The organism is Stenotrophomonas sp. YJH_SMC_80, from assembly GCF_059372495.1.
Map to the genome: position 1 here is coordinate 153,439 of NZ_JCAFVP010000007.1, position 26,342 is coordinate 179,780.

28 protein-coding genes are annotated in these 26,342 nt (G+C 67.8%); 10 read left to right on the top strand and 18 right to left on the bottom strand.

Translation table 11 applies throughout. The annotated features are described in order from the left end of the window. Positions 1 to 19 precede the first annotated feature (19 nt). The 3 genes from AC5P99_RS13490 to AC5P99_RS13500 are packed head-to-tail and all read right to left on the bottom strand — an operon-like array spanning position 20 to position 3,239. Complete coding sequence (locus AC5P99_RS13490; RefSeq protein ID WP_495213236.1) at positions 20 to 742, bottom strand: DUF6348 family protein; 723 nt, start codon at positions 740 to 742, stop codon at positions 20 to 22. A gap of 51 nt (positions 743 to 793) precedes the next feature. After that, the gene (locus AC5P99_RS13495) at positions 794 to 1,447 is read right to left on the bottom strand and encodes a membrane protein (protein WP_012479203.1); all 654 of its coding nucleotides are present in this window, start codon (positions 1,445 to 1,447) and stop codon (positions 794 to 796) included. A 43-nt stretch (positions 1,448 to 1,490) separates the two neighbouring features. Continuing rightward, entirely contained in the window at positions 1,491 to 3,239 is a 1,749-nt protein-coding gene (locus AC5P99_RS13500) for a glutamine--tRNA ligase/YqeY domain fusion protein (RefSeq protein WP_495213237.1), read from the bottom strand. Between the two features lie 259 nt (positions 3,240 to 3,498). Here AC5P99_RS13500 and AC5P99_RS13505 point away from each other — a divergent pair, with 259 nt between their 5' ends. Together AC5P99_RS13505 and msrA are read left to right on the top strand one after the other, a co-directional pair. Continuing rightward, complete coding sequence (locus AC5P99_RS13505; RefSeq protein WP_088436069.1) at positions 3,499 to 3,762, top strand: putative signal transducing protein; 264 nt, start codon at positions 3,499 to 3,501, stop codon at positions 3,760 to 3,762. Positions 3,763 to 3,792: 30 nt separating this feature from the next. After that, positions 3,793 to 4,458, top strand: a complete 666-nt coding sequence (msrA, locus tag AC5P99_RS13510; RefSeq protein WP_032965999.1) for a peptide-methionine (S)-S-oxide reductase MsrA — start codon at positions 3,793 to 3,795, stop codon at positions 4,456 to 4,458. A gap of 30 nt (positions 4,459 to 4,488) precedes the next feature. Here msrA and AC5P99_RS13515 read toward each other — a convergent pair whose 3' ends face one another. The 6 genes from AC5P99_RS13515 to ahpC all read right to left on the bottom strand — a co-directional run bounded on the left by AC5P99_RS13515 (position 4,489) and on the right by ahpC (position 10,130). After that, positions 4,489 to 4,623, bottom strand: coding sequence for a hypothetical protein (locus AC5P99_RS13515; protein WP_495213238.1), 135 nt, complete (start codon positions 4,621 to 4,623; stop codon positions 4,489 to 4,491). A 544-nt stretch (positions 4,624 to 5,167) separates the two neighbouring features. Next, entirely contained in the window at positions 5,168 to 6,124 is a 957-nt protein-coding gene (locus AC5P99_RS13520) for a transaldolase (RefSeq protein WP_049450146.1), read from the bottom strand. Positions 6,125 to 6,174: 50 nt separating this feature from the next. Then, entirely contained in the window at positions 6,175 to 6,579 is a 405-nt protein-coding gene (rnk, locus tag AC5P99_RS13525; RefSeq protein ID WP_005408156.1) for a nucleoside diphosphate kinase regulator, read from the bottom strand. Positions 6,580 to 6,702: 123 nt separating this feature from the next. Beyond that, on the bottom strand, positions 6,703 to 7,665 hold the full coding sequence (locus AC5P99_RS13530) for a LysR substrate-binding domain-containing protein (protein WP_049450147.1): 963 nt from the start codon (positions 7,663 to 7,665) through the stop codon (positions 6,703 to 6,705). Between the two features lie 85 nt (positions 7,666 to 7,750). Further along, positions 7,751 to 9,343: an alkyl hydroperoxide reductase subunit F gene (ahpF, locus tag AC5P99_RS13535; RefSeq protein WP_005408158.1), complete on the bottom strand. Its 1,593-nt coding sequence runs from the start codon at positions 9,341 to 9,343 to the stop codon at positions 7,751 to 7,753. Positions 9,344 to 9,566: 223 nt separating this feature from the next. Further along, positions 9,567 to 10,130, bottom strand: a complete 564-nt coding sequence (gene ahpC, locus AC5P99_RS13540) for an alkyl hydroperoxide reductase subunit C (protein WP_005408159.1) — start codon at positions 10,128 to 10,130, stop codon at positions 9,567 to 9,569. 297 nt (positions 10,131 to 10,427) lie between these two features. Here ahpC and prmC point away from each other — a divergent pair, with 297 nt between their 5' ends. Together prmC and pip are read left to right on the top strand one after the other, a co-directional pair. Further along, positions 10,428 to 11,285 (top strand): peptide chain release factor N(5)-glutamine methyltransferase, encoded by an 858-nt coding sequence (gene prmC, locus AC5P99_RS13545; protein WP_049450148.1) that lies wholly within the window; start codon positions 10,428 to 10,430, stop codon positions 11,283 to 11,285. A gap of 48 nt (positions 11,286 to 11,333) precedes the next feature. Then, positions 11,334 to 12,275, top strand: a complete 942-nt coding sequence (pip, locus tag AC5P99_RS13550) for a prolyl aminopeptidase (protein ID WP_495213239.1) — start codon at positions 11,334 to 11,336, stop codon at positions 12,273 to 12,275. A 173-nt stretch (positions 12,276 to 12,448) separates the two neighbouring features. Here pip and AC5P99_RS13555 read toward each other — a convergent pair whose 3' ends face one another. Further along, positions 12,449 to 13,348 carry a LysR family transcriptional regulator gene (locus AC5P99_RS13555; protein ID WP_012479212.1) on the bottom strand — a complete coding sequence of 300 codons (900 nt, stop codon included), beginning with the start codon at positions 13,346 to 13,348 and terminating at the stop codon, positions 12,449 to 12,451. A gap of 91 nt (positions 13,349 to 13,439) precedes the next feature. Here AC5P99_RS13555 and AC5P99_RS13560 point away from each other — a divergent pair, with 91 nt between their 5' ends. Beyond that, positions 13,440 to 14,858 (top strand): MFS transporter, encoded by a 1,419-nt coding sequence (locus tag AC5P99_RS13560; protein WP_049450150.1) that lies wholly within the window; start codon positions 13,440 to 13,442, stop codon positions 14,856 to 14,858. 138 nt (positions 14,859 to 14,996) lie between these two features. Here AC5P99_RS13560 and AC5P99_RS13565 read toward each other — a convergent pair whose 3' ends face one another. From AC5P99_RS13565 to AC5P99_RS13580, 4 genes are read right to left on the bottom strand one after another with little or no spacing between them, the layout of a single operon-like run. Further along, positions 14,997 to 15,794 carry an N-formylglutamate amidohydrolase gene (locus AC5P99_RS13565; RefSeq protein WP_495213240.1) on the bottom strand — a complete coding sequence of 266 codons (798 nt, stop codon included), beginning with the start codon at positions 15,792 to 15,794 and terminating at the stop codon, positions 14,997 to 14,999. After that, the gene (locus AC5P99_RS13570; protein ID WP_005408165.1) at positions 15,787 to 16,341 is read right to left on the bottom strand and encodes an NUDIX hydrolase; all 555 of its coding nucleotides are present in this window, start codon (positions 16,339 to 16,341) and stop codon (positions 15,787 to 15,789) included. The genes AC5P99_RS13565 and AC5P99_RS13570 overlap by 8 nt, the downstream gene beginning before the upstream one ends. After that, entirely contained in the window at positions 16,338 to 17,273 is a 936-nt protein-coding gene (locus tag AC5P99_RS13575) for a 5'-3' exonuclease (RefSeq protein ID WP_005408166.1), read from the bottom strand. The genes AC5P99_RS13570 and AC5P99_RS13575 overlap by 4 nt, the downstream gene beginning before the upstream one ends. Further along, positions 17,270 to 17,851 carry a nitroreductase family protein gene (locus tag AC5P99_RS13580; protein ID WP_005412319.1) on the bottom strand — a complete coding sequence of 194 codons (582 nt, stop codon included), beginning with the start codon at positions 17,849 to 17,851 and terminating at the stop codon, positions 17,270 to 17,272. The genes AC5P99_RS13575 and AC5P99_RS13580 overlap by 4 nt, the downstream gene beginning before the upstream one ends. 331 nt (positions 17,852 to 18,182) lie before the next feature. On the opposite strand from AC5P99_RS13580, the gene pacR reads away from it, so the two are divergent. Further along, entirely contained in the window at positions 18,183 to 20,504 is a 2,322-nt protein-coding gene (gene pacR / locus AC5P99_RS13585; RefSeq protein ID WP_495213241.1) for a PacR family protein, read from the top strand. Positions 20,505 to 20,555: 51 nt separating this feature from the next. Beyond that, entirely contained in the window at positions 20,556 to 21,635 is a 1,080-nt protein-coding gene (locus AC5P99_RS13590) for an NAD(P) transhydrogenase subunit alpha (RefSeq protein ID WP_049450156.1), read from the top strand. 121 nt (positions 21,636 to 21,756) lie between these two features. Here AC5P99_RS13590 and AC5P99_RS13595 read toward each other — a convergent pair whose 3' ends face one another. Genes AC5P99_RS13595 through AC5P99_RS13605 form a run of 3 tightly spaced genes read right to left on the bottom strand, consistent with a single transcriptional unit; the run spans position 21,757 to position 23,129 of the window. Next, the gene (locus AC5P99_RS13595; protein ID WP_012479217.1) at positions 21,757 to 22,218 is read right to left on the bottom strand and encodes a DUF3106 domain-containing protein; all 462 of its coding nucleotides are present in this window, start codon (positions 22,216 to 22,218) and stop codon (positions 21,757 to 21,759) included. Between the two features lie 3 nt (positions 22,219 to 22,221). Further along, entirely contained in the window at positions 22,222 to 22,548 is a 327-nt protein-coding gene (locus AC5P99_RS13600; protein ID WP_012479218.1) for a hypothetical protein, read from the bottom strand. Next, positions 22,545 to 23,129: an RNA polymerase sigma factor gene (locus AC5P99_RS13605; protein ID WP_005408172.1), complete on the bottom strand. Its 585-nt coding sequence runs from the start codon at positions 23,127 to 23,129 to the stop codon at positions 22,545 to 22,547. Before AC5P99_RS13605 ends, AC5P99_RS13600 begins: the two co-directional genes overlap by 4 nt. A 98-nt stretch (positions 23,130 to 23,227) precedes the next feature. Here AC5P99_RS13605 and AC5P99_RS13610 point away from each other — a divergent pair, with 98 nt between their 5' ends. Continuing rightward, the gene (locus AC5P99_RS13610) at positions 23,228 to 23,548 is read left to right on the top strand and encodes an NAD(P) transhydrogenase subunit alpha part 2 (protein WP_005408173.1); all 321 of its coding nucleotides are present in this window, start codon (positions 23,228 to 23,230) and stop codon (positions 23,546 to 23,548) included. Further along, on the top strand, positions 23,545 to 25,005 hold the full coding sequence (locus tag AC5P99_RS13615) for an NAD(P)(+) transhydrogenase (Re/Si-specific) subunit beta (RefSeq protein WP_005412324.1): 1,461 nt from the start codon (positions 23,545 to 23,547) through the stop codon (positions 25,003 to 25,005). The genes AC5P99_RS13610 and AC5P99_RS13615 overlap by 4 nt, the downstream gene beginning before the upstream one ends. A gap of 211 nt (positions 25,006 to 25,216) precedes the next feature. Here the strand turns inward: AC5P99_RS13615 and AC5P99_RS13620 are convergent, their stop codons facing one another. After that, positions 25,217 to 25,636, bottom strand: a complete 420-nt coding sequence (locus AC5P99_RS13620; RefSeq protein ID WP_024957742.1) for a hypothetical protein — start codon at positions 25,634 to 25,636, stop codon at positions 25,217 to 25,219. Positions 25,637 to 25,758: 122 nt separating this feature from the next. On the opposite strand from AC5P99_RS13620, the gene sufT reads away from it, so the two are divergent. Next, positions 25,759 to 26,310, top strand: a complete 552-nt coding sequence (gene sufT, locus AC5P99_RS13625; protein ID WP_012479222.1) for a putative Fe-S cluster assembly protein SufT — start codon at positions 25,759 to 25,761, stop codon at positions 26,308 to 26,310. The last annotated feature ends 32 nt before the right edge of the window (positions 26,311 to 26,342 follow it).

Consider the following 26,342-nt stretch of genomic DNA (forward strand, 5'->3'; position numbering starts at 1 on the left):
TACCGGGTGTGGGCGTGGGTCAGCCTGGCGAGCCGGTGCGGATCACCACGTACTGCTTGCGGAACTCCAGCCCGGCCTGCGGCCAGCTGGCAGCGTAGGCGCGCAGCAGGGGCAGGGCGGCGGCGAAGTCGTGGCCGTTGACCCGGCAATCGGCCTCGCACAGGCCGTCGGCATCGCGCGAGGCGAACAGGCGGATGGCGAGGAATTCGCGGGCTTTCAGCAGCTCGTCGAAGGCGTCCATGCTGCGGGTGAACAGGCAGCAGGGGCAGGAGCCATGATCGTCTTCGCTGCAGGTGGAGGCATCCACTTCCTGTGCACGGTAGTGCGCCAACGGCCCCAGCACTACAGTGCGCTCGTGTTCCTCGCCATTGTCACCGGCCGGATAGGTCAGGCCCATCATCGGCAGGCCCTGTGCGTCTTGGGCGCCGATCGCGGTCTGCAGGGTCACCAGGTCCACCCGGGCCCAGGCCTGGAAGCCGGACAACAGCGATGCCTGCTCATCGGCACCATTTGCGTGCTGGTACTCGAACAGACCATCGGCGAACAACCGCGGATGCCGGCTTTCAATGACGGTGGAGGTCTGCCAACCACCGTTGTCGCGCGCGTGTGCGGCCATTGCATGCGGGGTCAGGCGCAGGCCGCTGTCCAGCAGCAGCGCGTTGCCGTCGACGTGGCTGGCGACGCCCGCGTCCTGAAGGACCTGCTGCAGCAGCGGGAGGAGAGCGGCGGAGGTCGTGGTCATGTCAGGCCTGTGGGGTGGATGGGGTGGAACATCCAGGCAGGGCCTGGGCATCTAGCGGTCGAGCGCGTCGAGTTCGGCGCGATATCGCTGCGCGTCGGATTGCTGCTGCGGATCGTTGCCGTGGTCGCGCAGCCAGCTTTCCAGCTCGCGGCGATAGTCCGCGCGGAAATCGGCATTGCCCGGGCTGAAATGCAGCTTGCGTGCCGCCACCTCCACCCGCTCGCGCGCGCTGGCCCGGGCCTGGGCGACGCCGTGCGGGGATTCATTGGTGAGGATGACGAAGTTGCGTGGGAAGCCCGGCGTGTACTTGACCACGAACGGCTGGTCGCGCGCCGGGATACGGATGGCGTTTTCCAAGGGCCACAGCGAAGCGGTGTTGGTGTGGAACACCACGTCCACGTCGCGGCCCTCGGCGGTACGCAGCACCCCTTCGTAGCGCCAGATGTACTGTTCGTTGAGCGTGGAGCTGGTTCGCTCGGCCTTGACGATCACCGCTTCACCACGCTCGCCCACCACGTTGAGGAAGGTGGCGTTGAGGAAGTGGCCGAGGAACATGTTGAGCATCGCCAGCGGGAACACCACGATGGCGTAGCCCGGAAAGCGCCGCCACCACGAGACCAGCCCGGCCAGCACCATCGCTGCAAAGAACGTCAGCAGCGGATGCTGCGAGATGAACCAGAACAGGACGGAGAGGGCGGTGATCATTGTCGATGGCGTGCGGGCGCCGTGCTGGCGCCCGCGCAGGTCCTCAAGCCGACCAGGTATCGCGCAGGGTCACGCTGCGGTTGAACACCGGCTTGGCTTCGGTGTGGTCGCGGCGGTCGGCGACGAAGTAGCCGGTACGTTCGAACTGGAACGACTGCTCCGGCGCGGCGCTGGCCGCGGCCGGCTCGACATAGCCGGTGACGGTGCGGCGCGATTCCGGATTGAGGTAATCGCGGTAGGTCTTGCCTTCCGATTCATCATCCGGGTTCGGCACCGAGAACAGGCGGTCGTACAGGCGGATCTCGGCGGGCACGCCATGCATGGCGCTGACCCAGTGGATGGTGCCCTTGACCTTGCGGTTGGCGCCTTCCATGCCCGGACGCGATTCCGGATCCAGCCAGCCGCGCAGCTCGGTGATGGTGCCGCCGGCATCCTTGATCACTTCGTCGCAGCGGATGATGCCGGCGCCGCGCAGGCGCACTTCGCCACCCGGCACCAGGCGCTTCCAGCCCTTCGGCGGCACTTCGGCGAAGTCCTCGCGGTCGATCCACACTTCCCGTGCGAACGGCACTTCGCGGCTGCCGAAGCTCTCGTCTTTCGGGTGGTTGCTGAAGGTCAGCTGTTCTTCATGGCCTTCCGGCAGGTTGGTCAGCACCAGCTTGACCGGATCGACCACCGCCATGCGGCGCGGCGCGGCGCTGTCCAGGTCTTCGCGCAGCGCGCCTTCCAGCACGCTGAAGTCGATCAGCGAATTCTGCTTGCTGATGCCCACGCGCTCGGCGAACAGGCGCATCGCGGCCGGGGTGTAGCCACGGCGACGCAGGCCCTGCAGGGTCGGCATGCGCGGGTCTTCCCAGCCGTCCACCAGCTGCTCGGTGACCAGCGCCATCAGCTTGCGCTTGCTCATCACCGTGTAGTTGATGTTCAGGCGCGAGAACTCGATCTGGCGCGGCTTGGCGGCTTCGCGCGGCAGGCCGGCATCGACCAGCGGCTGGGTCAGCGCATCGTCATGGGCGAAATCGACGTTGTCCACGCACCAGTCGTACAGCGGGCGGTGGTCTTCGAACTCCAGTGTGCACAGCGAGTGGGTGATGCCCTCGATCGAATCACCCAGCGCGTGGGCGAAGTCGTACATCGGGTAGATCGGCCACGCGTTGCCGGTGTTCTGGTGCTCGACGTGCTTGATGCGGTACAGCGCCGGATCGCGCAGGTTGATGTTGCCGCTGGCCATGTCGATCTTCGCGCGCAGGGTGCGCGCGCCATCCGGGAATTCACCGGCGCGCATGCGGCGGAACAGATCGAGGTTTTCCTCGACGCTGCGGTCGCGCCACGGCGACGGGCGGCCCGGCTCGGTGAGGGTGCCGCGGTAGGCGCGCACTTCCTCGGCCGACAGGTCGCAGACATAGGCCTTGCCCTGTTCGATCAGCTTCTCGGCGGCCAGGTAATAGGCCTGGAAGTAGTCCGAAGCATGGCGCAGCTCGTTCCACTCGAAGCCCAGCCAGCGCACGTCGTCCTGGATCGCGGCCACGTATTCCGGGTCTTCCTTGGCCGGGTTGGTGTCGTCGAAGCGCAGGTTGCAGACGCCGCTGAATTCGCCGGCGATGCCGAAGTTCAGGCAGATCGACTTGGCATGGCCGATGTGCAGGTAGCCGTTCGGCTCCGGCGGGAAGCGGGTCTTGATCGCCTGGTGCTTTCCGCTGGCCAGGTCCTCGCGCACGATCTGGCGGATGAAATCGCGCTTCTCGTGGCTGTCGGCGGGGGTCTCGGGGCTGGCGGGGGTGTGCTCGGACATGAGTCTGGGGCGAAAAAGGGCAGAAAGACCAACAGTCTAGCGCGTACGGGGCAGGGCTGCCCGGTGGGGGGTGGGGATGCCGGCCCGCGGCCGGCACTACCCAACTGCACGGCGATCCACATTCCGCCGGCCCGCTGCCGGCGCTACCGGAAGGTGGATGGGTAGTGCCGGCCGCTGGCCGGCAGAACGGTCATGCGCCGTCAGCACCACCATTCAGCCCCCGGGCGTATGCTGGAACCCTGTCCCACGGAGCCGCCGCATGCACATCGTGTACAAGGCCGACAACCTGTTCGACGCCCACCTGGTCAAGCACGCGCTGGAAGATGCCGGCATCCCGGCCTTCGTGTTCGGCGAGCAGCTGCTGGGCGGCATGGGCGAGCTGCCGCTGTTCGGTGTGCTGCGGGTGGGAATCCCCGAAGCGGCACGCCCGCAGGCCGAGGACATCGTGGCGGCGCTGGACTTGGGCCACGCGCCGGACGCCCCCATTTCAGATGCAGACGACATAGCCGGACTTCCGGCGTAGGAGCGCATCATGTTGGGAATTGGCCAGGGCATCCTCGGCATCGGCGCCTTCAAGCAGCGCCTGCCGCGCCCGGAAGAGGCGCTGCCGGGGCGTGACCAGCCGCTGCCGCTGCACAGCAACCAGCACTTCGTGAACAGCCATCCGCTGAAGGACCGTTTTGCCGGCCTGCAGCAGATCCGTTTCGCGCTGGGCTGCTTCTGGGGCGCCGAGCGCAAGTTCTGGACCGAACCGGGCGTGTACAGCACCTCGGTGGGCTATGCCGGGGGCATCACTCCGAACCCGACCTATGAAGAGGTCTGTTCGGGCCTGACCGGCCACACCGAAGTGGTGCAGGTGGTGTTCGACCCGGCGGTGGTGAGCCTGGAGCGCCTGCTGCAGCTGTTCTGGGAGAGCCACGACCCGACCCAGGGCATGCGCCAGGGCAACGACACCGGCACCCAGTACCGCTCGGCGATCCACACCACTGACGAAGCCCAGTACAAGGCCGCGCTGGCCAGCCGCGAGGCCTACCAGGCGCAGCTGGATGCGGCCGGCTACGGCCCGATCACCACCGAAATCGTGTACCCGGCACCGGCGTACTACTACGCCGAGGACTATCACCAGCAGTACCTGGCGAAGAATCCGAACGGCTACTGCGGCATCGGCGGCACCGGCGTGAGCTGCCCGATCGGATTGGATGTGGAGGCGCCGCGCTGACGCGCGGTGGTCCGCCTGCGGCGGGCAACGTCAACGGCTGAAAGCCAAAGCAAAAGCAAAGCCAAAGCCAAGGCCAAGGCCAAAGCCAAAGCCAAAGCCAAAGCCAAAGCCAAGCGGCTCTGGTTTGCTGTGAGTTTGGCGGGACGGGTGCAGATGGCGGGACACGCCGTAAACCCGTCCTTGGGGGCTCGGCCACGGCATCCATGCCGTGGACGGTCCCGCCATCTGCACCCGTCCCACCTTCGACAGTTTCCCGGTGACGGTGGGCGAGAGCATTGGTTACTGACGAACTGAAGAAAAACAAAAAGGACGCGGCGTTCGCCGCGTCCTTTTTGTTTGGTTCTGCAGTGCTTTCTGTAGAGCCGAAGGCAGCGGCAGGAGCCGCTGCCAACGTCGCTTGCGCGACGGCCCGGAGGGTGCCGGTCAGGACGACCGGCATAGCCATGCTCGGCTCCGAGCAAGCGAAGCGCGCGACCCGCTGTTGCTCTTCTTTCTTTCTCCCGTGGCGGGCGGCCGCAGGAAATTGTCAGAGGGCGGGCGGGTTGGGTTCGCGGGGGTGTCCGCGGCATGGATGCCGCGGCCAAGCCCCCATGGACGGGTTCACGGCGTCCCCCGCGAACCCAACCCGCCCGACCCAGCACGGCTGTTGCTTCATGCCCTTCGCGACCAACCGACCCGCCACGAGGGGCTCAGCCGTTGGCAGTAATCCTCACAGTGCCGCGCGGATCCGCTCGCGCAGTGCTTCCAGATCCTTGGCAAACGCCTCGATGCCGGTCGCCAGCTTCTCGGTGGCCATCGGATCGGCCGCCAGGTCCGCCGCGAACTTCGCCGCATCGATCGGGGTCACCGCCGCGCCGTCCGCTGCAGCGGCCACCAGCTTGCGCGGCAACTCGCCGTGGTCAGCGTCCAGCTTCTCCAGCAGGTCCGGCGAAATCGTCAGGCGGTCGCAGCCGGCCAGCGCTTCGATCTGTGCGGTCGAACGGAACGAGGCACCCATCACCACCGTCGGCGAACCGCGGCGCTTGAACTCGGCGTACACGCCACGCACGAACTTCACGCCCGGGTCTTCGTCGATGGTGGCCGGGGTCTGGCCGTTGGCCACGTACCAATCGAGGATACGACCGACGAACGGCGAGATCAGGAACGCGCCGGCTTCGCTGCAGGCCAGCGCCTGGGTCGGGTTGAAGATCAGGGTCAGGTTGCAGTCGATGCCCTCGGCCTGCAGGATGCGCGCGGCTTCCACGCCTTCCCAGGTCGCGGCGATCTTGATCAGGATCTTCTCGCGCGGCACGCCGGCATCGGCGTACATCTGGATGAACTGGCGGGCCTTGGCCACGGTGGCGGCGGTGTCGTGGGCCTGGTCGGCGTCCACTTCGGTGGACACGCGGCCCGGCACCAGCGTGCTCAGCAGCGCGCCGACGCCGATGGTCAGGCGGTCGGCCACGGCGTGCACCACGGCTTCGCGGTCGCCACTCTGCTGGCGGCCCCAGGCCAGTTCGCGTTCGATCAGCTCGGCGTAGACCGGCAGGTCCAGCGCCTTCTTCACCAGGGTCGGATTGGTGGTGCAGTCCACCGGCTGCAGGCGCTTGATCGCCTCGTAGTCACCGGTATCGGCAACGACCACGGACAGTTCGCGCAGCTGGGACAGTTTGGACGGGGTACTCATTACGGCTCCTGGTGCAGGGGGATCGAATCGCGCGCAGTGCGCAGCGGTAATCAGGGGCGGTCGTTGTGGACCGCGGTCACGCGCAGGCGCAGCTTGCGGCCGCCGGGCGCATTCCAGTCGATGCTCTGGCCGATCGAAAGGCCGAGCAGGGCACTGCCGACCGGGGCCAGCACGGAAACCTTGCCTTCATCGACGTTGGCTTCGCGGGGGAAGACCAGGGTCAGGACGTGCTTCTCGCCCGACACTTCATCTTCGCACTCCACGCGCGAATGCATCATGACGATGCCTTCGGGAATCTGGTCCGGTGCCAGCACGGTGGCCCGGTTGAGTTCTTCAGCAAGCGCGAGCGCGGCAGGCGTCTGGCTCAGCGCAGGGGATTCGAGCATGGCGTCCAGGCGGTCCATGTCGAAGGTGGAAACGGTGATCGACGGCGGCAGGCCGCTGGCGGTACTCATGGTGAAGCTCCTTGGTTGAAAGCCATGCAAAAGGCGGCACCTGCTGGCGCCGCCTGTCTGTATTGTGGGGACAAATGCGGCCGGAATCGACTCCTGCCGATTCCAGGCCGGTGCTGCGGGGGTTCAGCCGTTCAGGGCGGGGCCGGGCAGGGCGGTCGCGTCGCCGGTGGCATTCACCGCATCAAGGGTGAACAGCGCCTGCGGCAGGCGCTTGAACTGGTCGGCCAGTTCCATCAGGAAGTCGTTCATGGCCGAGCTGCGGCGCCAGATCATGGCGATGCGACGGCTGGGACGGCCCTCGCCGGTGAAGTCGAGCAGGCGGATGTTGTTCGAGCGCGGCACTGGCGGCTGCACCGACAGGCTGGGCAGCAGGGTGATGCCGACGTCGGCGGCAACCATCTGCCGCAGCGTCTCCAGGCTGGTGGCGCGGAACTCGGACTTCTCGTTGGCGCCGAACAGGCGGCACACTTCCAGCGCCTGGTCGCGCAGGCAGTGGCCATCTTCCAGCAGCAGCAGCTTCTGCGTGGCCAGTTCCTGCACATCCAGGTGTTCGCGCCGGGCCAGCGGGTGGCGCCCGGACACCGCCAGCAGGAACGGTTCCTCGAACAGGAACTCGGCGTGCAGCTGGTCGTCGATTACCGGCAGCGCCAGCAGCGCGGCGTCCAGCTTGCCTTCGCGCAGGCGGTCCAGCAGCACATCGCTCTTTTCCTCGACCAGCAGCAGTTCCAGCTCCGGGAAGCGCTCGCGGATGCGTGGGATCACATGCGGCAGCAGGTACGGACCGAGGGTCGGGAAGATCCCCAGGCGCACCGTCCCGGCTTCCGGGTCGCGGCTTCGTCGCGCCGCCTCCTTCAGCTGCTCCACTTCGGATACGATCACCCGTGCCCGTGCCGCCGCTTCCTGGCCGGCCGGGGTCAGCATCACCTTGCGCGGTGCGCGTTCCACCAGCGGCAGGCCCAGTTCTTCTTCCAGCTTGCGGATCTGCGTGGACAGCGTGGGCTGGCTGACGAAGCAGGAGGCGGCAGCCCGGCCGAAATGCTTGTGGTCGGCCAGGGCTACCAGGTACTTCAGATCACGTAGGTTCATCCTTACACCCCAGGGGTAACGGACCGGCTGACGGCGTGGTTACCCGACAGGCAGACAATGTTCCCGGTGATCTGGGAACGGTGGATCAGGCCGCTTCAGCAACGGCACCGCTGCTGTTGCTCACCGACGAGCGGATCAGGTGGTCGAACGCGCTCAGTGCGGCGGTCGAACCGGCGCCCATGGCAATGATGATCTGCTTGTAGGGTACCGTCGTGCAATCGCCAGCAGCGAACACACCCGGCAGGTTGGTCTGGCCGCGGTCGTCGATGACGACCTCGCCACGCGGCGACAACGCCACCACGTCCTTCAGCCACTCGGTGTTGGGCAGCAGGCCGATCTGCACGAAGATGCCTTCCAGCTCGACGCGGTGGGCGTCGCCGCCGACGCGGTCCTTGTAGACCAGGCCGGTGACACGGCTGCCGTCGCCCAGCACTTCGGTGGTCTGTGCGCTGGTCAGCACGGTGACATTGGCCAGGCTGCGCAGCTTCTTCTGCAGCACTTCATCGGCGCGCAGGCTGGAATCGAACTCCAGCAGGGTTACATGCGACACGATGCCGGCCAGGTCGATGGCCGCTTCCACGCCGGAGTTGCCGCCGCCGATCACCGCCACGCGCTTGCCCTTGAACAGCGGGCCATCGCAGTGTGGGCAATAGGCCACGCCCTTGTTGCGGTACTGGTCTTCGCCCGGCACGTTCATCTGCCGCCAGCGTGCGCCAGTGGACAGGATCACCGAACGCGACTTCAGCACTGCGCCATTCTCCAGCTGCACCTGCACCAGGCCGTCTTCACCGGCCGGCACCAGCGCGCTGGCGCGCTGCAGGTTCATGATGTCCACCTCGTACTCGCGCACGTGCTGTTCCAGTGCCGTGGCCAGCTTCGGGCCTTCGGTCTCCTTCACCGAAATGAAGTTCTCGATCGCCATGGTGTCCAGCACCTGGCCACCGAAACGCTCGGCGGCGATGCCGGTGCGGATGCCCTTGCGTGCGGCGTAGATCGCCGCTGCAGCACCGGCCGGGCCACCGCCCACCACCAGCACGTCGAAGGCGTCCTTGGCGGCGATCTTCTCGGCATCGCGCTTGCTGGCATTGGTGTCCAGCTTGGCCACGATCTGCTCGAGGGTCATGCGGCCCTGGTCGAACACTTCGCCGTTGAGGTACACGGTCGGCACCGACATGATCTCGCGCTTCTCGACTTCGTCCTGGAACAGGGCACCGTCGATGGCCACGTGCTGGATGCGCGGGTTGAGCACCGCCGCCAGGTTCAGCGCCTGCACCACGTCCGGGCAGTTCTGGCAGGACAGCGAGAAGTAGGTTTCGAACCTGTACTCGCCTTCCAGGTTCTGCACCTGCTCGATCAGCTCGGCCGTGGCCTTGGACGGATGACCGCCCACCTGCAGCAGCGCCAGCACCAGCGAGGTGAACTCATGGCCCATCGGCAGGCCGGCGAAGGTCAGATGGATGTCCTGGCCCGGGGTGCCCAGGTCGAAGGACGGCACGCGGCCCTGGCCATCGCGCAGCACCTGCAGCGAGATCTTGTCCGACAGGCTTTCCAGGGTCTGCAGCAGTTCCAGCATCTCCTGCGACTTGGCGCCGTCGTCGGCGTGCGCGGTGATCTGGATCGGGCGGGTCACGCGCTCCAGATAGGTCTTCAGCTGCGACTGCAGGTTGGCGTCCAACATCGGTCTTCTCCTGGCTTCAGGCAAACAGGGGGCGTGGCACCGCTGTACAAGGTAGCGGACCAGCTGGGGGTAGGGGTGAACCCAAGACAGCGACCGTGGAAGGGGCTGGCTGGCCAAGGCGGGCGAGCGTTGGCTGTCTTGGGTTCACCCCCACGCCGGTAGGGCACCGGCATGGGGATGAAGGGCGCGCCGTGGCGTGGGGCCACGGAAGGCCGGTACTGCGTTAGATCTTGCCGACCAGGTCCAGCGACGGGGTCAGGGTCTTCTCGCCTTCCTTCCACTTGGCCGGGCAGACCTGGTTCGGGTTGGCGGCGGTGAACTGGGCAGCCTTCAGCTTGCGCAGGGTCTCGGAAACGTCACGGGCGATCTCGTTGGAGTGGATCTCCAGGGTCTTGATCACGCCTTCCGGGTTGATGATGAAGGTGCCACGCAGGGCCAGGCCTTCTTCCGGAATGTGCACGCCGAAGGCGTTGGTCAGCTGGTGGGTCGGGTCGCCGACCAGCGGGAACTGGGCCTTGCCGACGGCCGGCGAGGTTTCGTGCCACACCTTGTGCGAGAAGTGGGTATCGGTGGTGACGATGTAGACCTCGGCGCCAGCCTTCTTGAACTCGGCGTAATGGTCAGCCGCGTCTTCGATCTCGGTCGGGCAGTTGAAGGTGAAGGCGGCCGGCATGAAGATCAGGACGGACCACTGGCCCTTCAGGCTGGCGTCGGAAACCTTGATGAACTCGCCATTGTGGTAAGCGTTGGCTTCGAACGGCTGGATCTGGGTGTTGATCAGGGACATCGTTTTTCCTCTGGTGAAGGGGAGTGGGTGAATCGACAGGAGCTAGGTTACCGACTCGCTGGCGATAAGAACAATCCATTGATTGCATCTATTCGATAGATGGAGTCTATCATTTGGTCATGAGCAGGCACTGAACCTTGCCGCTCCCATCCTGCAACTGGCTGTGTGACAAGGGAAATCTCCCGGAGGCGCGGAAAGGGGCCGATAGCCCCTCCTTATTCCCTCCGGCAGAACCTGAACGGATTGCAGCTTTTTGCAGTGTCGAGCCACGCTCGACTGCGGCTCTACAATTGCGGCATGTCTTTCCAAACCGAACCCTCCCTGCGCCAGACCGTGGCTGAGGCCAGTGCCCGTCTCGGCGGCATCGAGGCCCGCCACGAGGCTGAACTGCTGCTGCTGCACGTACTGGACCGCCCGCGCAGCTGGCTGTTCGCCCACGCCACCGATCCGCTGGCCGCCAATGACCAGGCCGCCTTCGAGGCGTTGCTGGCCCGCCGCGTGGCCGGTGAGCCGGTGGCCTACCTGACCGGCCGTCGCGGATTCTGGACGCTGGACCTGGAGGTCGACCTGGCCACGCTGATCCCGCGTCCGGAAACCGAGCTGCTGGTCGAGCTGGCGCTGGAGCGCCTGCCGCCAGACCAGTCGCTGCAGCTGGCCGACCTGGGCACCGGCAGTGGTGCGATTGCACTGGCACTGGCCAGCGAACGGCCGCAGGCGCAGGTGCTGGCCACCGACGCCAGCCCGGGCGCGCTGGCCGTGGCCGCGCGCAATGCCGCCCGCCATGATCTGCGCAACGTCCGCTTCGCTGAAGGCGGGCACGACTGGTATGCGCCGCTGCAGGGCGCGCGTTTTGATCTGATTGCCAGCAACCCGCCGTACATCGCCAGCGACGATCCGCATCTGGAGCAGGGTGACCTGCGCTTCGAGCCGGCCACCGCACTGGCCTCGGGTCCGGATGGCCTGGACGACATCCGCCGCATCGTCGACGGTGGCCAGGCCCACCTGCTGCCCGGCGGCTGGCTGCTGATCGAGCATGGTTGGGACCAGGGCGAGGCGATCCGCGCGCTGTTCGAGGCGGCGGGGTTTGCCGAGGTGCAGACCGTGCAGGATCTGGAGCAGCGCGACCGCATCACCCTGGGCCGGCGTCCGGCCTAGAATGGAGGTTCTCCTGCCACGGCAGGGCATCACCCTGGAGCTGCAAGCATGCGTACGCTGTACCCCGCCATCACCCCCAATGACGTCGGCACCCTGAAGGTCGACGACCGCCACACGCTGTACTTCGAGCAGTGCGGCAACCCGGACGGCAAGCCGGTGGTGATGCTGCACGGTGGCCCGGGCGGTGGCTGCAGCGACAAGATGCGCCAGTTCCACGACCCGTCCAAGTACCGCATCATCCTGTTCGACCAGCGCGGTGCCGGCCGTTCCACCCCGCACGCCGACCTGGTGGACAACACCACCTGGGACCTTGTTGCCGATATCGAGAAGCTGCGCGAACACCTCAAGGTCGATCGCTGGCAGGTGTTCGGTGGCAGCTGGGGTTCGACCCTGGCGCTGGCCTATGCCGAAACCCATCCGCAGCGCGTGACCGAACTGGTCCTGCGCGGCATCTTCATGCTGCGCCGCTGGGAACTGGAGTGGTTCTACCAGGAAGGCGCCAACCGCCTGTTCCCGGATGCGTGGGAGCACTACCTCAAGCCGATCCCGTCGGTGGAGCGCCATGACCTGATCTCGGCCTTCCACCGCCGCCTGACCAGCGACGACGAAGCCACCCGCCTGGAAGCGGCCAAGGCGTGGGCGGTGTGGGAAGGCGCGACCAGCTTCCTGCATGTCGATGATGACTTCATCAACAGCCACGAAGACCCGCACTTCGCGCTGGCGTTTGCCCGCATCGAGAACCACTACTTCGTCAACGGCGGCTTCTTCGAGGTGGAAGACCAGCTGCTGCGCGACGCGCACCGCATCGCCGATATTCCCGGCGTGATCGTGCACGGCCGCTACGACGTGGTCTGCCCGCTGGCCAACGCCTGGGACCTGACCAAGGTCTGGCCGAAGGCGAAGCTGGAAATCACGCCGGCCTCGGGCCATTCGGCGTTCGAGGCCGAGAACGTGGACGCGCTGGTGCGCGCCACCGACAGCTTCGCCTGATCGGTAGTGCCGGCCGCTGGCCGGCAACGCCGCACCGGTAGCGCCGCGCCATGCGTGGCGCTACCAACCCTCGTCCACGCATGGCGTGGATCTACCACAGCCTGGTAGTGCCGGCCGCTGGCCGGCAAACCTGAAACGGGTGGATTCCTGCAGGCGCCGGCCAGCGGCCGGCGCTACCAATCCCCGGCCAGCAACGCGTCGGCCAGCACCTGCAGCTTCGGCGAATGCTGGCGCGACGGCGGGTAGATCAGTGACAGCGCGCGGCTGCGTCCCTCGAACGGCTGCAGCACGCGCTGCAGGCGGCCGTCGGCCAACGCATCGGCCACCGCGAAATCCATCACCTGCACGATGCCGATGCCGGCGATGGCCGCTTCCACCAGCGGATCGCCGCTGTCGAACACCATCCGCGTTGGCGGCGTGAACTCGCGCAGTTGCCCGTCCTGCAGGAACTGCCAGTCCACCAGCCGGCCACTGCGCAGGTTGCGCACCGCCAGGCAGGCGTGATCCTGCAGCGCGGCCACATCGTCCGGTGCGCCACAGCGGGCCAGATACGCGGGGCTGGCCACCGTCACCCAGCGCAGCGGCCGCAATGGCCGCGCGACGATGCGCTGGTCGGCGATGACGCCGGTGCGCAGCGCGGCATCGAAGCCTTCCTCGACCAGATCGACCAGGCGGTCGCTGAGCACGGCTTCCACCTGCAGTTGCGGATGCTGTTCCAGTAATGGCGCCAGCATCGGCACCAGCACCTTGCGCCCGAACATCGACGGCGCACTGATCTTCAACGTACCCGAGGGCGTGCACGGGCGGTCGGCCAGTTGCCGCTCGGCATCGTCCAGGCCGGCCAGCAGCGGTGCCACCTGTTCCACGAACTGGCGGCCATCCGGGGTCAACGCCACGTTGCGGGTGTTCCGCTGCAGCAGCTTTACCCCCAGCGTGGCTTCCAGCCGCCCGATCGCGCGCGACAGGCCGGACTGGCTCAGGCCCAGCTGCCCGGCAGCGACGGTGAAGCTGCGTGCCTCGGCCACCTGCACCAGCATGCGCACGGCATTGAGGTCCAACGAGGATCCATTCATGCCGAAGATCATGACAGATATGGTCGGGCAGGGGTTTATTGATTAGCCCGCATCAATGAGACTGCGCTCCCCCCATCGATCCAGACCGCCGATGCCTCCCCTCAAATACCCGCGCTGGGCGTTGACCCTGCTGGCCACCGCGCAGCTGATCATCGCCCTGGACGCCACCATCATCTTCGTCGCCCTCCATGACATGGGCCGCGCGCTGCAGATCAACGCGCAGCAGCTGCAGTGGGTGGTCAGTGCCTACACCGTGGCGTTCGGTGGCAGCCTGCTGCTGGGTGGCCGCACCGCCGACCTGATTGGCCGTCGCCGTTTCTACCGGCTGGGCATGCTGCTGTTCGCACTGGCGTCGCTACTCGGTGCGTTGGCGCCGAATGCCACCTTGTTGATCATCGCGCGCGCCGCGCAGGGCGTCGGTGCGGCCCTGCTGTTCCCCGCCACGCTGGCACTGATCAACACGCTGTACGCCGAAGGCCCGGTGCGCAACCGCGCGCTGGCGATCTGGAGCATGGCCAGTGCGGTCGGCCTGGCGCTGGGCACGCTGCTCGGTGGCGTGCTGACCCAGACGTTCGGCTGGCCGGCGGTGCTGGCGGTGATCGTGCCGCTGGCCACGGCGTGCGCGGTCGCAGCCGGTGCGTGGTTGCCGTCCGATGGTCCAAGGGTGCGCGGCCGCTCCTTCGATCTGGCCGGTTGCCTGACCGTCACCGCCGGCGGCAGCCTGCTGGTCACTACCCTGGTTCAAGGGCCGGAGTGGGGCTGGACGGCACCGGCCACGCTGATCTGCCTGCTGCTTTCAGCCGTGCTGTTGACGGTGTTCGTACAGATCGAAAAACGCAGCCGTGACCCGCTGATGCAGTTTTCGCTGTTGCGTCTGTCGGGCCTGCGCGCGGCACTCGGCCTGACCTTCGCCTTCATGAGCAGCTATGGCGTGCAGTACTACTTCCTGGCGCTCTACTTCCAGGATGGCTATGGCTGGAGCCCGCTGCAGGCCGGCATGGCCTTCCTGCTGCCGACGTTGGTGTGCACCTTCGGCATCCGTATTGCCGAACGCATGCTGCGGCGCCGTTCGCCAAGGCAGGTACTGGCCTGGGGCTTCGCCGCCGGTGCCATCGGCATTGCCGCGGTGGCGCTGGCGATGCCGCACGGTGCCAGCTACTGGCCGCTGCTGCCGGGCATCGTGGTGCTCAGCATCGGCCAGGGCATGAGCTGGACAGCGATGTGGATCGTGGCCGGGCAGGGCGTGCCGGGTCCGCAGCAAGGCGTCGCGTCCGGCATGGCGGCCACCGCCCAGCAGATCGGCGGCGCGTTGGGACTGGCGGTGCTGGTGATGGTGGCCAACGCCGCGCGCGGCACGCAGGCCGCAACCAGTGCCGACGCCCTGCAGGGCATGGTCAATGCACAGTACGGCGCCGCGTTGTTCGCCGCGCTCGGCGTGGTGATCGCGCTGGGCCTGCGCCCGGCGCCGGTCGAATCGGCCGCCACCGTCTGCCCGGTCAGCGATGCATGATTGAAGGCGCTGGCGTGGGTGGTGGATGTGCCACGCCTGCGGTAGTGCCGGCCGCTGGCCGGCAATGCAATGATCCAACTACCCTGAGGTTGCCGGCCAGCGGCCGGCACTACCGATCCGGAATGGATCCACGCGCGTTCAACCGAACGCCAGCAACTGCGGCTGCAATGCGCTGAAGATCCGCGCCAGCCGCTCCGCCCACGCCTGCTGCCCAGCCACATCGGCAATCAGGTCCTGGCGGATTTCCAGTTCCACGTGCACCAGCCCGCGGCCTTCGCCATGCACCGGCACTGCGTAGTCGCTGGTGCTGCTCACCGAATACGGTTCATTGTCACCCACCACCAGGTCGCCTTCCTCGCGCAGTGCCTGCAGCAAGGCATGGGCGAAGCGCGTGTCCTGGTGGTACAGCACGCCGGCATGCCACGGTCGCTGCGCGCCGTTCATCGCCGGAGTGAAGCTGTGCATCATCACCAGCAGGGTGGGGCGGCCGGCATCTCGGCGCGCATCCAGTTCCGCGTCGATGCGCGCGTGGTAGGGCGCGTGGATCGCATCGATACGCTGCTGCCGCTGTGCCGCCGACAACCCGGCATTGCCCGGCACCACGGTGTGGTCGCTCACCTCCGGAATCAGCGTCGGCGAGGCCAGCGGGCGGTTGCAGTCGATCAGCAGCCGCGAATAGGTCTGTTCGATGGCCCAGGCATCCAGCCGTTCGGCCAGTGCGCGGGTGGTGCCGGCAATGCCGATGTCCCAGCCGACATGGCGGTCCAGTTCGGCCTGCGGCAAGCCCAGGCCTGCGAGGGCACGCGGCACCTGCTGGCCGGCATGATCGGCCAGCAGCAGGTACGGCGAGGCACCCTGAGGCCGGTGGATCGTATGGATCGCCGGGTCGTCGGCGCCGAGCAGCGCCGGCAGCGCGTGCAGGTCGGCGTCAGCCACGCGGGCGTCCGTCCAGATGGTGCTCGATCATCCACAGCCCGGCCCAGAGCTTGGCGTCCAGCTCGTAGCCTTCGCCCATCTTCTGCACCAGCCAGGCCGCTGCCTCACTGCGCGGAATCTCGTGCACGATGATGTCTTCGCTGTCGTCACCACCGCCCTCGCCAACGCGGCGCAGGCCGGTAGCGCGCACGAAGGCGATCTTCTCGCTGCTGGCGCCGGAAGAGGTCGGGCCGATCAGCAGCACTTCGGCGTGATCGGCGGTCCAGCCGGTTTCTTCTTCCAGTTCGCGCACGGCCGAGACTTCGATCGATTCGCCGGCGTGGATGTCCCCGACCAGGCCGGCCGGCATCTCGATGGTGGGTGCCTGCAGCGGCACGCGGAACTGTTCCACGAACAGCACCTTGTCCTCCGGGGTGACGGCGATGATGATCGCGGCCAGGCCACCGGCATGGGTACGTTCGCTGTATTCCCAGGTGCCGCGCACCAGCATGCGCTGGTACTTGCCTTCATAGACGACACGCGGGGCTTCGGTGTTGCGCTGGCTCATGCGGGCTCGCTGTGGGTGGGAAGAATATCGGGCACGCCGGCGGCATCGAACAGCCGGCGACGGGTCATCGGGCCGAAGCGCAGGGTCTGGCACAGGCCGCCGAGCAGCTCCGGGTCGGCCGCCTGGCGCAGCAGGCCGGGCTGGCTGCCTTCCAGTGGCGCGTCCAGCGCGATGGTGGTCAGCTGGCGCCAGAGCTGGGCGTGCTCGCGCTGCTCGCGCAGGCGCACCGCCATCTGGGCGGCGCCGCGCAGGCGCAGGAACGGCACTTCGTCCAGGCGTTCGTACAGTGCATCCATGCTGCCGAAATGGGCCAGCAGCACGGCGGCGGACTTGCTGCCGACGCCACTGATGCCGGGAATGTTGTCCACCGCATCGCCGCACAGCGCCAGGTAGTCGGCGATCTGGTGCGCGTGCACGCCGTGCCGCGCCTTCACTCCGGCCACGTTCCAGCGCTGGTTGCGTGCGTAGTCCCACTGCTCGTCGTGATCCAGCAGCAGCTGCGACAGGTCCTTGTCGGCGGAGATGATCACGCCGCGGTGGCTGCCACGATGCACATGCAGGGCGCTTCCGATCAGGTCGTCAGCCTCGTATTCATGGTGGGCCAGAACGGCGAGGCCCAACGCTGCGCACAGCGCCTTGCAGTGCACGAACTGGCGCTTGAGCGCCTCCGGCGCCGGGTCGCGGTTGGCCTTGTAGGCGGGGTACAGGCGGTGGCGGAAGCCACTGTCCAGCGCTTCGTCGAAGGCGATGGCGATGTGACGCGGGCGTTCGCGCTCGAGCAGGTCCAGCAGGAAGCGGGCGAAGCCGTGCACGGCATTGGTCGGCCAGCCCTGCGCGTCCTGGAACTGGTCGGGCAGGGAGTGCCACGCGCGGAACACATAGATGCTGGCGTCGACCAGGTACAGCGACGGCGGTGGTACCGGCAGGGTCATGCCGGAGGCGTCCAGTCGCGCAGCAGGGTGGCAGGGTCCGGACGCTCGCGCTCGGGCACGGCGGCCTTCGGCGTGCCGATATGGATGAAACCGGCGATGCCTTCGCCCTCGGCCAGGCCCAGGTAGGCGTGCACGGCGGGGTCGAAGGCCATCCAGGCGGTCAGCCACTGCGCGCCGAAGCCCAGCGCCTGTGCGGCCTGCAGCAGGGCGAAGCAGACGCAGCCGGCGGTCATCAGCTGCTCCTGCTCGGGGACCTTCGGGTCCGGGCGCGGGCTGGCCACCACCACGATCACCAGCGGCGCATGGCTGAAACGCTGGCGATCCTTCTCGAACACGGCCTCGCCCGCATGCGGGTCGCGTTGGCGGCTGCGCTCGGCCAGGAAGTCGCCCAGAGTGTGACGTGCATCGCCGGCGATCTTCAGGAAGCGGAACGGTACGCGCTTGCCGTGATCGGGCACGCGCACTGCCGAAGCCAGCATCCGCTGCAGGGTGGCCGGGTCCGGGCCGGGCTCGGCCAGTTGCCGCGAAGGCACTGAGCGGCGGGCATCCAGGGCGAGCAGGGCGGCGGGGTCGGGCATGGAGTCTGAACCGGTCATCACGAAGGTTTGATTATAGTCGGGGTGGTCAAAGACACCGTCTGTGTCGCGTCTGGCCTTTGAATACCAAACTGTGATGAACGTCATGCCACTGGCGGGAAACGGGCGGCCGCTTCCCCTCGCCTCGCAGGCCTTGCACGGCTTACGATATCTACCTTGCCGGGCCGCCGGTCATGAGGTTTGAAGTGAGGACTGTTTCACTGTCCGTGACGGGCTGGCCGGCCTACCATCGACGTACCGGTACATGGGGTGTGCCGGTCGTCGCGATGTCCACGTTGTCTGTCGTACCAGAGAAGGTGGGGAGCCTTCCCGAATGATGAGCGCGCCCACACCGATGGGATCGCCGGGCCGTGACCCGGCCCAGCTCCAGCTTGCCCGGGACATGGTCCTGCCCGCGCTGTGCCAGGCCTTTGGCGCGGCACTGGCGCGCTTCGACGATGCCCTGTTCGACCGGGCCGGCAATGCCGGTTCGTCGCAGCTGCTGTTCCTGGATGCGATGCGCGAACTGCGCCGCCGCCGCGAGGACATTGCCGGTGCCTTCTCTGGCCACCTGCAGCGGGCCTGGGATGCGCTGGCCAGTGGTGAGCCCATGTCGGCCGAATCGACGCTGTCCGGCCCAGCCGAGGATGGCCTGAGCCTGCTGGCCGAGCACGTGCTGGAGTCGCGGCTGGCGGTGCGCAATTTCGCCACGGTGCTGCTGCGTGACTTCAAGCCGGTGCTGGCGCGGCTCGACCGTCGCCTGGGCCGTCTGGTCGGCGGCGCCGAACTGGATGCCGACCATAATCCCATCAGCCCCGAACACCTGGGCGTGGCCATCCACGAAGCCTTTGCCGGCTGTGAACTGGCCCCGGAAGTACACCTGGTGCTGATCAAGCTGTGCGAGCGCGACCTGCGCGCGCCGGTGGGTCGCATCTACGAGAAGCTGGACGAGCAACTGGCCGCGGCCGGGGTGATGTCGCAGATGGGGGCGCCGCGGCGTCCGCCGTCGGCCGCGCCCGACACGCGCATGGCCTCGGGCCTGGATGACCTGGTGGAGCAGCGCCCGGGCTCGGGCCTGGACGGCGAATTCGGTGATGACGAGCAGGCCGCGCCGGCCTGGGCGCAGCGCTTTGCCGCACGCTGGTCCGAGCGGCGTGGCCACATGCAGCAGCACCTGGGCGCCGAAGGCAGCGGCACCGGCGAGGCCCATGCGGGCCAGCAGGGCATGCTGCTGGAGGCGCTGCACGAACTGCTGCAGCAGACCCGCCACGTGCGCGAGGACGCGACGTCGGCCGCACAGGTGGCGATCGGCCAGCAGCGTCCGCTCAGCCAGCGCGAGATGATGTCGGTGCTGTCGCTGCTGCAGGCCACGCCCAGTGCGACCCTGCGTGCAGCGATCGGCGAGGACGGCGAATCACTCGCGCAGCGGTTGAAGAGCGAAGTGCTGTCCAGCGCCACCCGTCTCGGTGTCGACCCGGGCCAGACCCGGCTGGACCCGCAGGACGAGGATGCGATCGACCTGGTGGGCATGCTGTTCGACGTGATGCTGGACGAGCGCGAACTGGAAGGCCGCTCGCGCGAGTTGATCGGCCGCCTGGTGGTGCCGTTCGTCAAGGTCGCCATGCTCGACCGCCGCATGTTCGTGCAGAAGACCCATCCGGCGCGCAAGCTGCTCAACTCGCTGGCCGAGGCCTGCGAAGGCAACACCGGCGAAAGCCAGGCCGAGCGCATGCTGATGGCCAAGGTCGAGGAGATCATCGAGCGCCTGGTCGCCGAGTTCAACGAGAACCTGGCGATCTTCCTGACCCTGGAAGAAGAATTCCGCGAGTTCCTCGTGCAGCATCGTCGCCGCGTGGAAATCGCCGAGCGTCGCGCCGCCGAAACGCAGCGTGGCCAGGAAAAGCTGGAAATGGCCCGTACCCGTGCCGGTGCCGAGCTGGACCGCCGCATTGGTGATGCCACCCTGCCGCCGGCCATCGCTGAATTCCTGCGCCAGCCATGGCAGCACCACCTGACCCTGGCGCTGCTGCGTGAGGGCGAGGAGGGCGCATCGGTGGCCGAGGCCCTGAGCCTGGGCGACGGGCTGCTGGAGGAAGTTGCCGAGGCCCGCCGCCAGATCGTCGGCAAACCGTGGCTGCAGGCCTGGCAGCCGGTGCTGGCCAAGGTGTTCGCCAGCGTGGGCGTGCATGGCGACGCCGCCACCGGTGCCATCGATGCCCTGCATGACACCCTGCAGGGCATTGCCGAATCGCGGCCGGAACTGCAACGCGCGCTGCCGGAACTGCCGCAGGTGGCACTACCGACCCCGCCGGTGGCCGAATCGCCGGCGGTCGAGTTGGGCGGGCAGATCGATGCCGATGATTTCGACAATGCCGACGCCGATCGCTTCCGCCGGATGGAGATCGGCAACTGGCTGGACTTCGTCGACAAGGACGGCAAGGTGCAGGCTGGCAAGCTGTCCTGGGTCAGCCCGATTTCCTCGCGCCTGCTGTTCGTCAACCGTCGCGGCGTGCGCTTCTGCGTGGCCTCGCCGGAAGAACTGGCGGTGATGGTGCGGCTGGGACGTCTGCGCGCCCATGTGGATGACGGTGCGTTCGACAGCGCGATGCAGGGTGTGATCGATCGGCTGGACCCGGGCAGCGCCACGCTGCACTGAGTGGAGCCGCCTGCTAGGATCGGGAAAACTCACCGATCAGCGGGGACCTGCATGGCCGTGGCGTTGCTGGGGATCAAGGAGACCGCGCCGGGCGAACGGCGCGTGGCGCTGACGCCGGAAACCGCGCGCAAGCTCGGCGCCCTCGGCATTACCGTCTGGTACGAGGCCGGCGCCGGTCTCGCGGCAGGTTTCACCGATGCAGCCTACGACGATGCCGGTGCCCGCGCATTCGACGCCGGCCGCTGGGCCGAAATCGACATCCTGTTGTGCGTGCAGGCGCCGCCAGCGGCGGTGCTTGAACAGCTCAAGCCGGGTGCCACCGTGGTTGGCCTGTTGACCCCGGCCAGTGATCCGGGCCTGGCGGCACTGGCTGCCGATGACCGCCTGCACCTGTTCCCGCTGCAGCAGCTGCCGCGCACCACCCGTGCGCAGGCGATGGACGTGCTCAGTTCGCAGGCCGGCATGGCCGGTTACAAGGCCGCGCTGATCGCCGCCGAACGCGCACCACGTTTCTTCCCGATGTTGACCACCGCTGCCGGCACCGTGCGTCCGGCCAAGGTGCTGGTGATCGGTGCCGGCGTGGCGGGGCTGCAGGCCATTGCCACTGCCCGGCGTCTCGGTGCACAGGTGGAAGGTTTCGACGTGCGTCCGGAAACCCGCGAGCAGATCCAGTCGCTGGGCGCGCGCTTCCTCGACCTGGGGGTGAGCGCGGCGGGCGAAGGCGGGTACGCGCGCGCGTTGACCGATGAAGAGCGTGCCGAGCAGCAGCGCCGCCTGGCCGACCACCTGCGCAGCGTGGATGTGGTGATCTGCACGGCGGCGGTACCGGGGCGCCCGGCGCCGACGATCGTGACTGCCGCGATGGTGGAAGGCATGGCCACCGGCAGCGTGATCGTGGACCTGGCCGCCGAGAGCGGCGGCAACTGCGCACTGACCCAGCCAGGGCAGTGCATCGAGCATCAGGGCGTGACCATCGACGGCCCGCTGGGCTTGGCCAGCCGGGGCGCGACCCAGGCCAGCGAGATGTATGCGCGCAACCTGCTCAACTTCGTCGCGCTGTTCGTGCGCGAGGGGCAGCTGGCGTTCGACTGGGACGACGAGCTGCTGGCGAAGACACGCTGGCAGGCATGAACGACATGGGGTCAGATCCCTTTGCCTCTGGCAAAGGGATCTGACCCTGGTTCCCGGAATCTGCCAGGGGGCGGATCCCTTTGCCTCAGCAAAGGGCTCTGACCCCGTTCCCCGCGGCGTTTCAGCGCGGCTTCGCCGGCGGTGGGTTGTCGCGCACCCAGTCCTTGCGTTGTTCCGGCGTCATCTGCGACCAGCGCTCGCGCAGTGCATCGCGCTGCGCGGGCGGCAGTTCCCGCATCTGGCCGAACAGGGCCCGGGCCTGCTCACGCTGTTCCGGGCTCATGTGCTCGAAGCGGCGCAGGCCACGGCGGGCCTTGTCGCGCTCCTCCGGGCTCATCGTCTGCCAGCGCTGGCCATGCGAGAGCATGCGCTGGCGCTGGCCGGCATCGGCGCTGTTCCAGCGGTCGCGCAGTGGCGCCAGCAGCGATTCCCGCTGCGCTTCGCTCAACTGTTCCCAGGCCGGCAGCGGCGTGGCCGGCGCAGGGCGTGCCGCAGGGGCGGGCGCGGCGCTCTGCGCCAGCGCCGGGAGGGCCGGCAGCAGCAACAGGGTCATCAGCAGGGGCAGGGTGTGCAGTCGGGACATGATTCACTCCATCGCCAGGTCGGTATCGCCCAGCCACAGGTACAGATCGGGATTTTCGTCGTAGAGCGCGCTGTTGTCTTCCACCGAGGCCAGCACAGGTGCCGGCGCGGGGCCCGTCAGCGTGCCATGGCCAGTGAACTGCAGGCCGATACCCAGCGCCACCACCAGTGAACAGGCGCTGGCCAGCCACCAGCGCAGGCGCCCGTGCCGGGTCGCGCTGGCGCCGTGTCGGGCCTGGCGCAGGCGTGCCAGTGTGGCCGGCGACAGCGCGTGCAGCGACTGCGCGTGCAGGCTGCGCAGGGTGTCATCGGAAGGCAGGGAGCGGTTCACGGGTGGATCTCCAGGTAGTCCTGCAGCGCCTGCCGGGCGCGTGCCAGATGGGTTTTTACCGCGCCTTCGCTGCAGCCCATGGCGCGGGCGGTGGTGGCCCCGTCCAGGTCCTGCAGCACGCGCAGGGTGAAGGCCTCGCGCTGGCGGGCGGGCAGGCGGCGCAACGCGTCCACCAGCTGCTGGTACTGCTGGCGCTGTTCATGCGCCTGTGCCGGGTCCGGGCCGGGATCGGCCCAGTCGATCTCGCCGCCTTCCGCGTCCTGGTTGTCGCGCCAGAACGGCAGGCGGAAGCGGCGCCGGCGCTGCACGTCGATCACGCGCCGGCGCAGGATGCTCCAGAACAGCGGCGCCCATTCGGCTGCCGGCTTGTCGGCGTAGTCCAGCATGCGCAGCAGCGCGTCCTGCACCGCGTCCATGGCGTCTTCGCGCTGGCGCAGGCCGGCCTCGGCGAAGCGGAACGCGCGCGGGCCGACGCTGGCCAGGAACGCTTCCAGCGATGCCGGCAGGGCATCGGTCTCGGCGCTCGGGGGGACGGGGCTGCTCACCAGCACAGGGTACGGTTCCTCGCTCGGGGTCACCATCGACAACGCGTGAGCGCCGCTTCGGTTGACGCCGGGTGCACGCCGGGTTCAGCCCATGGTTATGATGGGCCGACGAAGACAGAGCGGGAGCGTTGCCAGTGAGTGACGGGTTCGTAGCGCTGTACATCTTCATGCTGGCCGCCATCGCCGGCCACGTGATCATTTCGCGGGTGCCGGTGATCCTGCATACCCCGCTGATGTCGGGCTCCAATTTCATCCACGGCATCGTGCTGATCGGCGCGATGGTGGTGCTGGGGCACGCGCAGACACCGTTGGAGAAGGCCCTGGGCTTCCTCGCCGTGGTGCTGGGTGCCGGCAATGCCGCCGGTGGCTACGTGGTTACCGCGCGCATGCTGGAAATGTTCAAGCCGAGCGCGCCCAAGGGCGGCAAGGACGAGCCGAAGGAGCCGCAGGCTTGAACATCAGCACCGTCGAACTGCTCGACTGGCTGGTCAAGGCCAGCTACCTCGTCGCCGCCACGCTGTTCCTGCTGGGCCTGCAGCGCATGGCCTCGCCACTGACCGCGCGCAGCGGCATCCGCTGGGCCGGACTGGGCATGCTGCTGGCCACGGCGGCCACTTTCTTCCTTCCCGAACTGCACAACGTTCCGCTGATCCTGGTGGCGCTGCTGCTGGGCGCGGGCCTGGCCTGGTGGTCGGCCGGCAAGGTTGCCATCACCGACATGCCGCAGATGGTGGCGCTGTACAACGGCATGGGCGGTGGCTCGGCGGCGGCGATCGGCGCGGTGGAGCTGCTGCGCTACGCCTTCCTTGCCAACCGCGATACCAGCCACTGGAGCGCGCAGGCGCTGGCCGATCTGGCCGCGCGCCAGCCGTCGGGCACGGTGCTGCTGCTGGCGGTGGTCGGCGCAGCGATCGGCGCGGTGTCGCTGTCCGGCTCGGTGATCGCCTGGGCCAAGCTGGATGGACGCCTGGACAAGCGCGTGACCTGGCCGGGCCAGCAGGTGATGAACCTGCTGGTGGCGCTGGCGGTGGTGGTACTGGCGATCATCGCCGCCAGCACGCTCAGCACCTGGGCGATCGTCGCCTTCTTCGTACTTGCGCTGGCGCTGGGCGTGCTGATGACGCTGCCGATCGGTGGCGCCGACATGCCGGTGGTGATCTCGCTGTACAACGCGTTCACCGGCCTGGCGGTGTCGTTCGAAGGTTACGTGCTGGGCAACGAAGCATTGATCATCGCCGGCATGATGGTTGGCGCGGCGGGCATCCTGCTGACCCGGCTGATGGCCAAGGCGATGAACCGGCCGATCCGCAACGTGCTGTTCTCCAACTTCGGCGGCGGTGCTGGTGGCGAAGCGCAGGCGATCAGCGGCTCGCAGAAGCCGATCGAAGCGGCTGACGTCGCCGCGATGATGGCCTTCGCCGAGCGCGTGGTGATCGTGCCCGGCTACGGCATGGCCGTGGCGCAGGCGCAGCACAAGATATGGGAACTGGCGCAGCGGCTGGGCCAGCGCGGGGTCAAGGTGAAGTTCGCGATCCACCCGGTGGCGGGGCGCATGCCGGGGCACATGAACGTGCTGCTGGCCGAAGCGGGCGTGCCCTACGACCTGATCGCGGACATGGACGACATCAACCCGGAGTTCGCCAACACCGACGTGGTGCTGGTGATCGGCGCCAACGACGTGGTCAATCCGGTCGCACGAACCGATCCGGCCAGCCCGATCTACGGCATGCCGGTGCTGGACGTGGTCAATGCGCGCAACGTGGTGGTGATCAAGCGCGGCAAGGGCACCGGCTTCGCGGGCATCGAGAATGCGCTGTTCTACGCCGACAACACCCGCATGCTGTATGGCGACGGTGCCGAAGCGGCAGCCTCGCTGGTCAGCGAGTTGAAGGCGCTCGACGGCGGGCATTGAGGACCGGGGTCGGATCCCTTTCCGCAGGAATGGGCTCTGACCCCTTTGCCGACCAGCGGCCGGCACTACCGCATCCACGCGTGGCCGCTGCATCGGGTAGGTGCGGGCCCTGGTCCGCGCGCGTTTGCCGGCCAGCGGCCGGCACTACCATCCCATCCACGCATGCGTGGATCTACCTGCATATCCCCGGCGGGCGTGGCAACCGGCGCGCTCAGCGCGCCAGCCAGGCGCCCACGGCCAGGCCCAGCGCCAGCCACAGCCACTCCACCGCGCCATTGGCCAGGGTGATCAGGGTCCAGGCCAGGTGCGGGCCCATCCGCATCGTGGCGTCCCACAGGTCCAGCCCGATCGAGCCGCCCATCCAGGCGCTGGCGATGGTCCAGTTGGCCACGGCGGCCACCAGCAGGGTGCCCACCACGACCAGCACGATGCGCAGCCGGCCCGGGCCGAGCGTACCCATGCGCAGCATGAACACCAGTTCCAGGGCGGTCAGTACCGCCATCCAGCCGACCTGCCGGCCGGTCATCAGCGCCAGCACCATCCAGGCAAGGGGAGCAACAACCAGGCCCAGCAACAGCATGATGGGCCAGAGCCAGGTCACGGTCCTGGCACGCGCGGCATTGGAGGACATCGAAGCTCCCTGAAGATCACCCACAGGATACTGTGGTTTGCGGCGGTGCACCGGCGGTGCCGGAGCGGCTGGGCTAGAATGCCGTCTTGCGTGGCCCCGGCCACGGCCCCATATCGGTCCCCATGTATTCCCGTAGCAGCGAACCTGTCCACTTCGAGCGCGATTGCGAGGCCGTGATGGTCCCGCAGGGCGATACCGTGACCCTGCCCGCCGGCAGCTATGGGTACATCACCCAGGCGCTGGGCGGCAGTTATTCGGTGTTCGTCGAGGGCAACCTGTTCCGCATCGCCGGCAAGGACGGCGACGCCATCGGCAAGGAGGCACCGGCACCGCTGGAACTGCCGGCCGACGCCACTGATGAACAGGTGGAACAGCTGGTGTGGCAGCAGCTGCGCACCTGCTTCGACCCGGAAATTCCGGTGAACATCGTCGAACTGGGCCTGGTCTACGAGGTCGAGATCAAGCACCTGGACGAAGGCCAGCGCGAGATCGACGTGAAGATGACCCTGACCGCACCGGGCTGTGGGATGGGCGACATCCTGGTCGACGACGTGCGCAGCAAGCTTGAAATGATCCCGACGGTGGCCGAGGCCGACGTCGACCTGGTGTTCGACCCGCCGTGGAACCAGCACATGATGTCCGAGGCGGCCCGGCTCGAGACCGGCATGCTTTGACCCAGGGCCCGCAGTGACGCGGGCCCGGCACT

Bases quoted from the DNA above. Each gene is read 5' to 3' on its own strand.
- AC5P99_RS13495 (WP_012479203.1), bottom strand. From the start codon at position 1,447: ATGATCACCGCCCTCTCCGTCCTGTTCTGGTTCATCTCGCAGCATCCG.
- AC5P99_RS13580 (WP_005412319.1), bottom strand. From the start codon at position 17,851: ATGCCCGACCCCGCCGCCCTGCTCGCCCTGGATGCCCGCCGCTCAGTG.
- ahpC (WP_005408159.1), bottom strand. From the start codon at position 10,130: ATGTCCCTGATCAACACCCAGATCCAGCCGTTCGAAGCCAACGCTTAC.
- AC5P99_RS13490 (WP_495213236.1), bottom strand. From the start codon at position 742: ATGACCACGACCTCCGCCGCTCTCCTCCCGCTGCTGCAGCAGGTCCTT.
- AC5P99_RS13560 (WP_049450150.1), top strand. From the start codon at position 13,440: ATGCCTCCCCTCAAATACCCGCGCTGGGCGTTGACCCTGCTGGCCACC.
- pacR (WP_495213241.1), top strand. From the start codon at position 18,183: ATGATGAGCGCGCCCACACCGATGGGATCGCCGGGCCGTGACCCGGCC.
- AC5P99_RS13595 (WP_012479217.1), bottom strand. From the start codon at position 22,218: ATGTCCCGACTGCACACCCTGCCCCTGCTGATGACCCTGTTGCTGCTG.
- sufT (WP_012479222.1), top strand. From the start codon at position 25,759: ATGTATTCCCGTAGCAGCGAACCTGTCCACTTCGAGCGCGATTGCGAG.
- AC5P99_RS13530 (WP_049450147.1), bottom strand. From the start codon at position 7,665: ATGAACCTACGTGATCTGAAGTACCTGGTAGCCCTGGCCGACCACAAG.
- pip (WP_495213239.1), top strand. From the start codon at position 11,334: ATGCGTACGCTGTACCCCGCCATCACCCCCAATGACGTCGGCACCCTG.
- rnk (WP_005408156.1), bottom strand. From the start codon at position 6,579: ATGAGTACCGCCAGCGGCCTGCCGCCGTCGATCACCGTTTCCACCTTC.
- AC5P99_RS13505 (WP_088436069.1), top strand. From the start codon at position 3,499: ATGCACATCGTGTACAAGGCCGACAACCTGTTCGACGCCCACCTGGTC.
- AC5P99_RS13500 (WP_495213237.1), bottom strand. From the start codon at position 3,239: ATGTCCGAGCACACCCCCGCCAGCCCCGAGACCCCCGCCGACAGCCAC.
- AC5P99_RS13555 (WP_012479212.1), bottom strand. From the start codon at position 13,348: ATGAATGGATCCTCGTTGGACCTCAATGCCGTGCGCATGCTGGTGCAG.
- AC5P99_RS13520 (WP_049450146.1), bottom strand. From the start codon at position 6,124: ATGAGTACCCCGTCCAAACTGTCCCAGCTGCGCGAACTGTCCGTGGTC.
- AC5P99_RS13570 (WP_005408165.1), bottom strand. From the start codon at position 16,341: ATGAGCCAGCGCAACACCGAAGCCCCGCGTGTCGTCTATGAAGGCAAG.
- ahpF (WP_005408158.1), bottom strand. From the start codon at position 9,343: ATGTTGGACGCCAACCTGCAGTCGCAGCTGAAGACCTATCTGGAGCGC.
- prmC (WP_049450148.1), top strand. From the start codon at position 10,428: ATGTCTTTCCAAACCGAACCCTCCCTGCGCCAGACCGTGGCTGAGGCC.
- AC5P99_RS13590 (WP_049450156.1), top strand. From the start codon at position 20,556: ATGGCCGTGGCGTTGCTGGGGATCAAGGAGACCGCGCCGGGCGAACGG.
- AC5P99_RS13575 (WP_005408166.1), bottom strand. From the start codon at position 17,273: ATGACCCTGCCGGTACCACCGCCGTCGCTGTACCTGGTCGACGCCAGC.
- AC5P99_RS13620 (WP_024957742.1), bottom strand. From the start codon at position 25,636: ATGTCCTCCAATGCCGCGCGTGCCAGGACCGTGACCTGGCTCTGGCCC.
- AC5P99_RS13605 (WP_005408172.1), bottom strand. From the start codon at position 23,129: ATGGTGACCCCGAGCGAGGAACCGTACCCTGTGCTGGTGAGCAGCCCC.